This window comes from Paenibacillus sp. FW104-T2 (assembly GCF_058789975.1).
This window is the reverse complement of sequence record NZ_JBYTCE010000003.1, coordinates 129775-142317: the sequence shown is the minus strand read 5'-3', so window position 1 is coordinate 142317 and position 12543 is coordinate 129775. Positions and strand designations below refer to the sequence as shown.

Below are 12543 nucleotides of genomic sequence, written 5' to 3'. Positions count from 1 at the left end.
GTCGACAACCCCATTCGAGCCGACAACAAACAGCCTTCCCGCAACTGGGAAGGCTGTTCTCGGGTCATGGGACTAGGAAGTCTGCTTCGAAGCAGGCTTTTTCATGGTCAGGCCGACCCGGCCCTTTTTGGTATCCACATTCATCACCCATACCGTTACATTATCACCGACAGAAACGACATCCATCGGATGCTTGACGTAACCATTGCTCAGCTGTGAAATATGGACAAGTCCATCACTCTTGATCCCGATGTCGACGAAGGCACCAAAATCAATTACGTTGCGAACGGTACCTTGGAGCTCCATGCCTTCAACCAGATCCTCAATTTTAAGGACATCCGTACGGAAAATAGGCAGTGGCATTTCTTCCCGAGGGTCACGTCCCGGACGCTGTAAGCTGTCGAGAATGTCGCGCAGTGTAGGCACACCCACGTCCAGTTTCACAGCCAGTTGTTCAGGCTGCTGTTCGGATAGGAGCACGGACAACTCCTTGCTGCCCAACTTGTCCAGTTCCACCTGAAGTTCTTTGAACAACTGATCGACGACCTTGTAGGATTCCGGGTGAATCGGTGTACGATCCAGCGGATTCTCACCTTCACCAATGCGCATGAAACCTACACATTGTTCATAGGTTTTGGCGCCCAGACGCGGTACCTTCTGCAGCTGACGACGGTTCGTAAAGCGTCCGTTTTCCTCGCGGTACTTCACAATGTTTTTGGCAATCGTCGCATTCACGCCGGCCACATAGGACAGCAACGATGGCGAAGCCGTATTCACATCCACGCCTACATGGTTAACCGCAGATTCCACGACCGCTTTCAGACTTTCCTCCAGAATCTTTTGAGAAACGTCATGCTGGTATTGCCCTACACCAATGGCCTTTGGATCAATTTTCACCAGTTCAGCCAGCGGATCCTGTACACGACGGGCAATGGAAGCTGCACTGCGTTCGGCTACGTCCAGATCAGGGAATTCCTCCTGCGCCAGCTTGGAAGCGGAATACACACTTGCTCCTGCTTCATTAACGATGAGGTACACGAGGCTTTCATCGCCATTTTCCTGAATGATCTCGGCTACAAACTGTTCCGTTTCACGGGAAGCTGTACCATTACCGATAACGATCAGTCCGATGTCATACTGCTTGATCATCCGGTGGAATACCTCGGCTGCTTCGCGCTTTTTGTTGTGAGGAGGCGTCGGGTACGTAACAGCGACTTCCAGCAGTTTGCCCGTATCATCCACTACAGCCAGTTTGCAGCCCGTACGATAAGCAGGGTCGACACCGAGCACACGTTTGCCATGAATCGGCGGCTGAAGCAGCAGGTTACGCAGATTGGCGGAAAACACGGAGATTGCCTGGCTCTCTCCCTTTTCCGTCAGTTCTGCCCGGACTTCGCGCTCAATGGAAGGTGCAATCAGACGTTTGTAGGCATCTTCAATGACAGCCCGCAATACATCCTGCACTGCAGATGCACCCTTGATGATCTGACCTTCCATATGACGATGGGCCGGTTCAGGCGGAACCTCCAGACCTACTTTCAGAATGCTCTCCCGCTCTCCGCGGTTAATGGCGAGAATCCGGTGCGGAGGCATCTTTTTGGCCAATTCACGATAATCATAGTAGTTCTCATAGACCGATTCCTGCTCCGCATCCTTCGCTTCTGAAGTCAACATGCCATGATCCAGCGTATAGCGACGAATCCACGCACGAATGGCAGCATCATCAGCGATGTTCTCAGCGAGAATGTCTTTGGCTCCCTGAAGGGCTGCTTCTGCATCGTCCACTCCAAGCTCTGCATTGATGTAACGCGCAGCTTCTTCGAGCACATTCCCCTGTTTCGGTTGACTCCAGATCCATACGGCCAAGGGCTCAAGACCTTTTTCCTTCGCTACGCTGGCACGCGTTTTGCGCTTCTGGCGATAAGGACGATATAGATCCTCTACTTCCTGCAGCTTCACAGCCTGGGTAATGGACTTTTTCAGTTCTCCCGTCAATTTACCTTGTTCTTCTATAATACGGATGACTTCCACTTTGCGATCCTCAAGGTTACGCAGATATACGAGACGTTCCTCAATCAGTCGCAGCTGGTTCTCATCCAGCTCTCCAGTCATTTCTTTACGGTAGCGGGCGATAAACGGAATCGTATTGCCTTCTTCCAGAAGCTCTGACGTCGTGCGCACCTGCTTCAAGGCCAGTGACAGTTCCTTGGCTACCTGTTTGATGATTCTTTCCTGGCGTTCCGCCTTTATTGTTTCTTCATTGGGTTCCAGAACCGTTCCCTGTTCAGACAAATAAATCCCTCTTTCCTTCCTGAATCGTTTCAGATTAAGCATGTTCAGGGCAGCTATGCTGCTGTAATCACAGTATCGAACCTGCACTCATGCAGATTGCTCTTCCCTATATTATCACAAAATCCCGTTCCGTTTTCCAGCATTCCTACCAGTTACAAGTTCTTACAGTGAAGTTTATGGTTCATCGCTTCGCGTAACCCATAAGAAAAGACCGAAAAACGTCACCCCGACGTATTCCGGTCTTCCCCGAAAAGCACTGCATTAAACGCAGGATTACTTATACCCGTTCGAAACGGAACATCTCGCTCAAATAATCTCCTGTGGCACGGCCTACGGAAATTCCGCCATACATCAATGCATCGCCCGTATACGTCTCGGTGCTGCCCTTCAGGCGGTAATCGGCGTCAGGATCCAATCCTTTCAGCTTCAGACGTTGGAGAGGAGCATTGGGCTCGGACAAGACGCGGAAATAGAATACAACCGCTTCGCTTCCATCTGGTGCGATAAACATCCATGCCGTTTCGTTACCCTCAAACGGACTGAGCAGACGACGGAACGTGCCATACTGAATGGTGCCTCGAATCTCCTTGTACAGCTCCACTTGAGCCTTCACAATGGCATTCTCTTCTTCTGTGAAACGTGTCAGGTCAAGCTCGTAGCCAAAGTTACCCGACATGGCAACATGTCCGCGGATCTCCAGCGATGTAATGCGGTTAACCTGATGATTCGGTACGGCCGAGATATGCGATCCCATGGAACTTACCGGATACACGAGACTTGTCCCGTATTGGATGCGCAGACGGGATACAGCATCCGTGTTGTCGCTTGTCCACGTTTGCGGCATGTAATACAGCATACCCGGATCGAACCGACCGCCACCACCTGAACAGCTTTCAAACAAAATATTGGGGAAAGAAGACGTAATTCGTTCCATCACCTCATACAATCCAAGCATATAGCGATGAGCTGTCTCACGCTGTCTGTCCGCAGGCAGCTGCGCAGAGCCGATCTCCGTCATATTCCGGTTCATGTCCCATTTCACATACGAAATCGGCGCAGATCCCAATACGTCGCTCAGCATACGGACGATTTCATCCCGAACGTCTTGGCGGGAGAAATCCAGCACCAACTGCTGTCTGCCCTCTGTCCGGCGACGGTCAGGTACATGAAGACACCAGTCCGGGTGCTTGCGATACAATTCACTATCCGGCGAGATCATCTCTGGCTCGAACCACAATCCAAACTGCATGTCGAGTGCGGTTACCCGGTTCGCCAGGTCATCCAGACCTTGAGGCAGCTTGTTCTTGTCCACAATCCAGTCACCCAGCGAGGAATTGTCACTGTCGCGATGTCCGAACCAGCCGTCATCCAATACAAACAGCTCGATGCCAAGCTTCTTCCCTGCACGGGCAATCTGTTCAATCTTGTCTGCATTAAAACCAAAATACGTCGCTTCCCAGTTGTTCACCAATACCGGACGCTCTGTATTGCGGAATTTGCCTCGAGCAAGCCGTTCGCGATAAAGTTCGTGATAAGACTGGGACATGCCGTCAAGTCCTGCATCCGAATAGACCATGACCGTTTCAGGTGTTTGGAAAGCTTCTCCCGATTCCAGCTTCCAGCTGAACTCAAACGGGTTAATGCCGAGTGATACACGTGTGGTGTGGAACTGATCCACTTCCGCTTGTGCTGTGAAACTTCCGCTGTATACGAGACTGAAGCCGTACACTTCTCCCTGATCCTCATCCGTACCTGGCGTCATGAGCGCAATAAACGGATTTTGTTGATGGCTGCTTGAACCACGGCGGCTTTCCACGCCCTGCAAGCCAGAAGCCAGTGGGCGACGAACAATATCGCGTTCCCGCGTCCATGCGCCTGACAGCTGCAGCAGTTCATAATCAGCATGCGGGAAATCGACGGATGTGCTTAGTGCACGAGCCACATTCACCGAGGTAGCGCTCTCATTAATGATACGCATCGACCGCGTAATTGCATTAAAGGACGAATAAGCTGTGTAGGAGAGCTCGATGCGGACTCCTGCCACGCGATCCTCCATTTCAATAACAAGTGTGTCAGCTTCGTCTGCAGCCTCCACATAAGTCGCCGGCAACCCCTGAAGAGCTGGTTTGCCTTTCTCCAACCGATGGCCAACATACGTGAATTCCGAGACACTTGAACCATTCTCCAGTTGAAGCTGTACGGCCGGGTTACGGAAATCACTTGTTCCATAGACTGGTAGTTCCAGCGGCAGCGTATCGAATGAGATCGTCCGATCCTCAGGAACCGGATTCGGGCTGAAGGAAGCGCGTTCCGTCCGAACATGGAGCCAGCTCAGATCTGAGTCGCGTAATTTTTTGCCATAATACAGATGTACCAAATATCCCGAAGGAAGCACCTGGAATACGTAACTTGCCTTGCGGGTTTGTAAATGAAATTGTAGTTTCTCTTCATTGATATAAATGCTCATATGTCTCCTCCACCTCTATATACATCTTTGGCGTAAACGGTTTCTCAGGTTCCATTATAGCGAAAAGCACGCCAATGTTCTACGCTTTCATTTTTGTTCAGACAAAAGAGCGCACCGCAGCCCTTGGGCCGCGATACGCTCCTCTGAAATGTTGTCTGTAATTGTGTGTTCCCGCAAGGAACATCCCGCTACGGGCGGAATACTGGCAGCCCAAACCCGGTGCCAAGCAACCTAAAAATCGATCAAACCCAGACTGATCTGCAACGCCTCATTAACCAATTTCATGGTCTCCTCGTCCAGATGGGTAATCTTGTCAGTCAGTCTTTGTTTGTCAATCGTCCGTATTTGTTCGAGCAAAATCACAGAGTCCCGGTCAAAGCCATGAGCCGCAGCATCAATCTCGACATGCGTCGGCAGCTTTGCCTTCTGAATCTGGGCGGTAATAGCCGCCACGATACACGTTGGACTGAACCGGTTACCGATGTCATTCTGGATGACCAGCACCGGCCTGACTCCACCTTGCTCCGAACCGACAACGGGAGAAAGATCCGCAAAAAAAACGTCACCGCGTTTTACGATCAATGTCTACACCCCGCTAACTAAGCGGTCCAGAGTGCTGTCCGCATCTTCCTCCGCGTGAAAGGCCTCGGATGCCATGGTCAGATTAATTTTTGCCATCTCCATGTACCCGCGCTGCATGGACTCACGGATGTAACGTTTCTTCCGTTCGGTCAAATACAGCTTCATGGCCTGCCTAATCAATTCGCTGCGGTTGGAATTCTCCAGCGCTACGATGCCATCCACTTCCTGCAGGAGATGATCAGGCAAACTGATCATAATCCGCTTGGTGTTCTGCAAGTTGGCCACCTATCTTCCACCCCCACAAACCTTTCGCCATTGTGAACCAGTATTACGTTTTTCCAGAACTTTTATACAAAGGAATATATATGCCCCGAGTATATCAAGTATGCTGTACTCCATTATAAACATGGGGGGCAATATTCGTACAGACCAAACATCTCTTTTCAGGATTTTTCATCCTCGTCAATATAACAACATTCGAGATGCTCCGACACTTTTCCTTCCGTTCCGAAAAAAAGTTTATTGGTAATAGCGTCCAGTTGTCCTGTCAGGATGTCAAAAGAGGATTAACCTTGGCGACTTCGACACCGTTCCGGAAATAGATTCGCGGAATCCGATGAGCCATCATGCAGATCACCTCATAGGCAATCGTACCAAGCTGGGAGGCCACTTCATCTGCGGTAATCACACTATCAGATTGGTGACCGATGAGGACAACCTCTTCGCCGGCTTGAATTTCTTCCGCCTCTTCAGCGAAAGATTGCAGCGACACCATACACTGATCCATGCAGATCGTACCGACGACGGGAACGCGGCGGCCACGTACAAGCACTTGAGCTTTACCTGTCAGCATTCTTGAAAATCCGTCTGCATAGCCGATAGGCAGGGTCGCAATTCGTTCGTTCCCTTGTGTCACATAACGGGTTCCGTAGCTGACCCCCCAATGAGGTGGCAGTGTTTTGACCAGAACCGCTTTTGTCTTCAGTGTCAATACCGGGACCAGTTTCACTACCTGATGATTCACCTCGGCGGAAGGGTACAGCCCATACAGACTGATACCCACTCGCACCATATTGTAGGATAATTCCGGTGTATCAATGGCAGCTGCACTGTTCGCCGTATGTATAATCGGGATGACACATCCCTGATCCCGCAGCGCTTCAACCACGCTTTGAAACCGTCGATACTGCTCCAGTGTATAGGTCTTGTCTTCTTCATCCGCCTTGGCATAATGAGTGAACATGCCTTCGAGCAGGACCTGATCCATTGCTGCTGCTTCCTGGATGAAAGCAATAGCTTCATCGCCGGGCAGCAGACCCAGGCGTCCCATACCACTATCAATTTTGATGTGAACCTTCAATTGGTTCTGAGACGATCCTGTATCCAGATCACGAATCGCTTCAAGCACTTCCCTGCTGAAAAGCGTTATGGTCACATCTTGTTCCCTGGCTACAGCAATACCCTCAGGCGGTGTATAACCCAATACCAAGATCGGAGCCTTGATTCCATTTTGTCGCAGTTCAAGCGCTTCGTCCAGAAAAGCGACACTCAGATAATCCACTCCGATTCGTTCCAGTTCTCTGGCCGTCTCCACAGCTCCATGTCCATAAGCGTTCGCCTTGACACAAGCTAGAAACTTCATGCCTTGCGGCAGAACCGCGCGGAAAGCGTCTACGTTGCTACTCAAATGATCCAAGTTGATCTCCGCTTGGGTCGGCCGATATTGTCCTTGCACGTTCTGTCACCTTCTCTAGTCATCTTAATCCGGCTCACATATCAGACTCCATCGTAATGCTCAAGCATGTGACTGTCAAATGAGCAGAAGAACGGCGACTCAAAAAGTATGCCCAGCATAATGGCGAAGCTGGAAGCGGATGAAGAAACAGGCGGATAAGCGATACGGACATGAGTCCAAAATGCAGCCTCACGCCCTCTCTCTCTGCCTATACCGATTACTTACCCGGTTCATCCCGCATATAAGCGTGTTTTGTATTTATTGGGTCAACCTGCCCATTTCACTGTTCATTTCTCAAGCAATACCCATTACGAAATGTCCTGCTTTTCCTCTCCATCATATGCTGCGGCAACCTAACTGTGTACATCAAAAAGCACCGGAGAACAAGTCCCCGATGCTCCTTAGCATTCCTAATGCCCTAACGACTATACCTATTACATCATTTACCTGACTGCTCCTGCATCGATGTCGCAATCTGAACCATTTCACTCTCCGGCAGATCCGCGCTCGTGATTCTGTATTCAATTCCATCGGTCATCCATGTTAACGTCTGTAAAGCGTCTCCACTAATCATTCCCAAAGTGAATCCAAGATCCACTACGCGAGATGGTGCTAGTGATACAGCTCTATCCTGCGGTCTGGCTTCAAAGATCGTATAGTTATACGTTCCTTCGTAGCGGAGCATAACCGAGTAATCGCCGGATTCCTCCACAATTTGATCATCCTTCAGCTTGACGCCTTCCGGAGCGTATGTCGGTTCAATCACGCCAAAACTGCCGGCTCCTTCCGGTTCAGTCATGGTAGGCTCCTCTGTGCCTGGTTCACCACTCGCCGGGTCCTGAGCTCCCTGTTGTTCCGGGTTTTCGCTCACACCGGTTTGTCCATCAGTGACCCCTTCAGCAGAGCCTGTAGTCGGTTCTTGACCTGGAGCAGTCTCGGAGCTTGCTGGCTCCTTGGTGCCATTTTCTCCTGCCTGCTCGGCCGGATTCGTTGTGTCTGTTCCACTATTCCCTTCTGTGCCTGCTGTCATGTTGCGCTGCATATCAAAAGCATCTTTGCCGAATTCGGCACCGAACTTGAAGCTGTCAAATTTAACATCTACGACGACGTTTGCGTTGGAGTCTGAGACCTCCACCTGTTTGGGTGCATAATCACTTTTGTTCAGCCAGATCTTCTGTCTGACCAGTGCGTGCGTATTATAATTGGCAGCTACATCAAATACGTAGCTCTCCTTCTCATCTGCGAACTGACGTGTTGTATCACCTGTGATGCTGCGAATCAGTGTCTCATAGAGATAAACCTGTCCCTGGTTATCCGGCCAGTTGCTTTGGAAACGGAAGCTTTTGTTCTGGCTTGGCGTGAGGACGAATACGCCCTCATCGTTGCGGAGTACAATCTGGGTGACATCCTTTTTGGCATTGGTAAGTGCAATTCGGTAATATGAAGGCTTCTGATGCCACACCTCGACCTTATACTGCTGCGGCGTATCTCCGGTATGCAGTGTCATAACACCTGCTCCCTGGTAACTCTCCATCTCTCCTACGACTTCGTTCAGATCTTTGACCACGGCTGCCGCATCCTTCTTCCCGCAGGCGGCAAGTAAGGCCGATAAGACCAATACCATGGCAAGCATCCATGATATTCGGCGCATGACATCATCCCCTTTAGCACAATGTTTTCACTTCAGGATTGTGCGTACAGCAGAACCCCTACTTGATTAGTACATGTCTATGAGGGACTTGTTCGATTTATGCGGACTGGTTTGACAAGCTTTCTATTCCCTTGTTAGGACAAGTGATCACAGGCAAATCAGTCTCGGGTCCGATGTTAACTTTATCCAGAAAAGGCATAGTTGATACTGAACAACTTCTTGGATGTCAACTACATACGAGTTTTGATTTGTTTGAACTCACTTCATATTTTTATTGGAGGGATACTAATGACTACCACAAAACATCGCTCATTACTGGACGGACTGGATGAATTTGTAGCTGAACAGCTGCAAACCTGGAAGGGTGTTGGCGCCGCGGTCGCTGTAATTCACAAGAATGAGGTCATTTGGCAAAAAGGCTATGGGTATCGCGACCTGGAATCCAAACTCGAAGTAACACCAAGCACTCTCTTTGCCATCGGGTCCAGTACAAAAGCTTTTACGGCAGCAACCGCTGCCCTGTTAGTCGATCAGGAACTGCTGAACTGGGATACGCCTGTTAAAACGTATATGGATGATTTTAAAATGTTCGACCCTGTCGCTACGGAACGCCTGACCATTCGTGATATGCTATGTCATCGCTCTGGACTCCCCAGGCATGAAATGGTATGGTACAACTCTTCACGAACCAGGGAAGAGCTCGTAGATGCTATACAGTATCTTGAGCCGAATGAGGATTTCAGAAATAAGTGGCAATATCAAAACCTGATGTACATGACTGCGGGCTTTCTCGTCGGAAAGCTGAAGGAAACAACCTGGGAGAACTTCGTTCAGGATCACCTGTTTGACCCGCTGGGGATGACATCCAGTTTGTTCTCCGTGGATCAAATGCAGCTCCAGCCTGATTTTGCTGTTCCTTATATGGAGAAAGACGGCGAAAATGTACGAATTCCTTATCGAAACATCGATGCAATCGGTCCGGCAGGCTCCATGAATAGCAATCTGGAAGACATGATAGCCTGGTTACGCTTGCAATTGAATCAGGGGCAGCATGATGGACAGCAGCTCATCTCCAAGGAACAAATGGAAGCATTGCACAGTCCGCAAATGCCATGTGATTCTCCGTTTCATGGTCCAGAGATGCCTGTCAGCACTTACGGACTGGGTTGGTTCATCGAACCTTATCGTGGACATTCGTTGATTCATCATGGGGGCGCTATTGATGGCTTTAGTTCACAGGTCGCCTTTTTGCCGGAAGAAGAGATCGGGATTGTAGTACTATGTAATACACATGGAAGCATAATCCCCTATACCATTACATTTCACATCATGGACCGTTTACTAGAAAAGGAACCTGTGGATTGGAGCCAAAAGATGGCCAAATTGATGAGTGGCGAGGAATCAGCGGAATCTGCAGTTACGGATGCGCCTGAAACGTTGGATCCCGCGGCAACACCAGTGAACGATGCTGAGGAAAAAACGGATGATGCACAAGATGATACAAAAATTATGCCCCTTGAGCGACCTCTAATTACCTACGCAGGTACCTATGTTCATGCCGGATACGGAGAATTGTCCATTCAAATGAATGATGACGGCTTACAAGCGATATTCAACGAGATTGAAATGCCCATGGAATACACAGGCAATGATACCTTTTCCGTCCTGCTTGTTTTATTTGGACTCAAAATCACGTTTACTTTCCAGGTCGATCAAGAGAATAACGCCCGTTCCATTTCCATTCCATTCTTGATGGAACCGGGTGCGAAACCTATTGAGTTTATTAAGAAAAACGAAGAGTAGCTGTTCATTACAAGGCTCATCCCGCTGTGTATCACTTACCACAGCGGGATGTAGGCCGGATAACTTGCTTCCTTAGGATCAGCGTCCGGTTTGCGTTTCACCCACAGACGGCGTAGATCTGGCATCCCATATCCCACCACATTGTAATCACGAAGTGAGGCATGATGAGCATGTTCCTCCTTGAAACGATATGTGGGCAGCAGCAGCGCCTCCTCGATCAGCTTGGTCTCTACCCCCAGCAGTGCTGCCATTCGTTCGCCACCTTCCCGAATTCCTACGATGCGCCTGCATTCCATGTCTAACTCCTTTTTCCGATCATCATCCATGGCAACCAGGAACAATGTATTCTGAAAGGTAAACATGATGAACAGGCTCAGCATGACATGATCATCGAACACTTCCCCCGTATACACGAGATCACATGACCTGAATTCATCATGGTACACCGCACTTACGGGATCACCTGGAACGATATCGATATGCAGTCCGATCCGTTGACAGCGTTGTACAAACCAGAGCATGTCCGTCTCCATTTTCTGCCCATCCTCTACCCATAACCTCAGCGTCTGGCCCGCGTAGCTGCTTCGCTTAAGCAGTTCTTCCGCTTGGGCCAATGAGGAATCTGTGATGAAATCCAGTGGCCTCGTTCGTTTCTCTCGTACAGGTAAGCTGCCCAGCTCTACTTCCATCGTATCCCCATCATTATCCCGAACCAGGCTGTATGCAGGCTGATTACGTGTATCCCGGAACGCATCCATCATCTCCTGTTGATTCAGCAGCTGCTGCACTGCCTGGCGAAAATAAAGATCCTGCTGCGGACCTTCTCTGCGCATATTAAACGTCATATATACTCCGCCCTGAACTTCATGCTGTACAGCATGAGGCGCTCCATCCGGAAACAAATCCTGCTTGATCACCGACTCTGCGAGTCCGGACTGCGGGAGCTGCCACACCTCAACTCGATCAATGTAGGCACGTCCTCTGAAATAGGAAGGAAATACATCCAAGACGAGCAGTCTGGGGTGATTCTTCGTTAAACGATAAGGTCCTGTTCCAACAGGATGCATCCGGTCGAACGCCACATCCCGCGGCAAAATCGACGCACACATGCTGCTCATCAGATCCGGGAACATGAAGTTTGAGCTATATAACGTAAAACGTAACGTCAGCTCATCAAATGTCTCGATCTTCGCAATGGTGCCAAACAGCGGCCGGCAGGGATTGCCGGTATCCTCAAGGATTCGTTCAAATGTGAACTTCACATCCTCTGCATCCAGTACTCGGCCATGATGAAATAGAACACCTTTGTGCAGATAAAATGTCCATTCTGTTCCTTCAAGGTTGCTCTCCCAAGCCACGGCAAGACTCGGCTCACAGATGCGACGTTCAGCATTATAGCGTACCAGGCGATCGAATACCTCTGCGACAATGCCCACTTCTCCCCACATGGCTGCCCGGGTCGGATCCAATGTCTCAAATGGGAAGTTCTGTGGGATCCGCAAGATATCTGTCCTTCCCATGGCACCCTGGTCTGAACGAAGACCAAACTGGTCCTGTAAACCCTGCATTAACATTTCCCGTAACGAAAAAGGCAGACTCGCGGCCAGCTGATAGGCTTCTTCCAGCCTGTTGCCCTGCAGCAGGCGATCAAAACGTTCACGGGCTACATCAAGCAGCGGTGCCTGAAAGACAAGCAATGACTTTTTCCCTCTGCCACGCCTCGGACTCCACCTAATCCAGTTGTTATCCATAAACTTGTTCATGATCAAATTCATGTTACGCATGGTGCAGCACAAATGGTGTGCCAGCTCTCCAATCGTCGTTGGCCATTCTTCATCATCATGAACGTTTGGAAACGCCATACGCAATTGAATATAATGGTCAGCTACTTCCACAACTCCCCCTGCCTTCCCGCTCTACTAAAATACGAAATCCATTGATCCGCTTCTACAGTTTTTCTTCAGGTTTTCCTCCATTATACTCAGTAACATCTACATGACAAAGCGGGAAGGA

Annotated in this window: 8 protein-coding genes; 1 reads left to right on the top strand and 7 read right to left on the bottom strand. The window is 49.7% G+C overall.

All coding sequences use genetic code 11. The features are described from left to right. Positions 1–72: 72 nt before the first annotated feature. The 6 genes from AC3WQ3_RS05305 to AC3WQ3_RS05280 all read right to left on the bottom strand — a co-directional run bounded on the left by AC3WQ3_RS05305 (position 73) and on the right by AC3WQ3_RS05280 (position 8727). The gene (locus tag AC3WQ3_RS05305) at positions 73–2334 is read right to left on the bottom strand and encodes a Tex family protein (RefSeq protein WP_419720013.1); all 2262 of its coding nucleotides are present in this window, start codon (positions 2332–2334) and stop codon (positions 73–75) included. Positions 2335–2569: 235 nt separating this feature from the next. Then, complete coding sequence (locus AC3WQ3_RS05300) at positions 2570–4759, bottom strand: alpha-galactosidase (protein ID WP_095289068.1); 2190 nt, start codon at positions 4757–4759, stop codon at positions 2570–2572. A gap of 231 nt (positions 4760–4990) precedes the next feature. After that, positions 4991–5341 (bottom strand): type II toxin-antitoxin system PemK/MazF family toxin, encoded by a 351-nt coding sequence (locus AC3WQ3_RS05295; RefSeq protein ID WP_024630714.1) that lies wholly within the window; start codon positions 5339–5341, stop codon positions 4991–4993. A gap of 3 nt (positions 5342–5344) precedes the next feature. Next, complete coding sequence (locus tag AC3WQ3_RS05290; RefSeq protein WP_056699650.1) at positions 5345–5626, bottom strand: CopG family ribbon-helix-helix protein; 282 nt, start codon at positions 5624–5626, stop codon at positions 5345–5347. A gap of 262 nt (positions 5627–5888) precedes the next feature. Next, positions 5889–7076 (bottom strand): alanine racemase, encoded by a 1188-nt coding sequence (alr, locus tag AC3WQ3_RS05285; protein ID WP_336781076.1) that lies wholly within the window; start codon positions 7074–7076, stop codon positions 5889–5891. 439 nt (positions 7077–7515) lie between these two features. Further along, positions 7516–8727: an outer membrane lipoprotein-sorting protein gene (locus AC3WQ3_RS05280; protein WP_127538191.1), complete on the bottom strand. Its 1212-nt coding sequence runs from the start codon at positions 8725–8727 to the stop codon at positions 7516–7518. 288 nt (positions 8728–9015) lie between these two features. Between AC3WQ3_RS05280 and AC3WQ3_RS05275 the strand changes: the two genes are divergently transcribed. Beyond that, the gene (locus AC3WQ3_RS05275) at positions 9016–10530 is read left to right on the top strand and encodes a serine hydrolase (protein WP_492471632.1); all 1515 of its coding nucleotides are present in this window, start codon (positions 9016–9018) and stop codon (positions 10528–10530) included. Between the two features lie 35 nt (positions 10531–10565). Here the strand turns inward: AC3WQ3_RS05275 and AC3WQ3_RS05270 are convergent, their stop codons facing one another. After that, positions 10566–12425 (bottom strand): ABC transporter substrate-binding protein, encoded by a 1860-nt coding sequence (locus AC3WQ3_RS05270; protein ID WP_492471631.1) that lies wholly within the window; start codon positions 12423–12425, stop codon positions 10566–10568. Positions 12426–12543 lie beyond the last annotated feature (118 nt).

What these genes read in the sequence shown, in the direction of transcription:
- AC3WQ3_RS05305 (WP_419720013.1), bottom strand. Translation starts at nt 2,334, where the DNA reads ATGCTTAATCTGAAACGATTCAGGAAGGAAAGAGGGATTTATTTGTCT.
- AC3WQ3_RS05300 (WP_095289068.1), bottom strand. Translation starts at nt 4,759, where the DNA reads ATGAGCATTTATATCAATGAAGAGAAACTACAATTTCATTTACAAACC.
- AC3WQ3_RS05280 (WP_127538191.1), bottom strand. Translation starts at nt 8,727, where the DNA reads ATGCGCCGAATATCATGGATGCTTGCCATGGTATTGGTCTTATCGGCC.
- AC3WQ3_RS05275 (WP_492471632.1), top strand. Translation starts at nt 9,016, where the DNA reads ATGACTACCACAAAACATCGCTCATTACTGGACGGACTGGATGAATTT.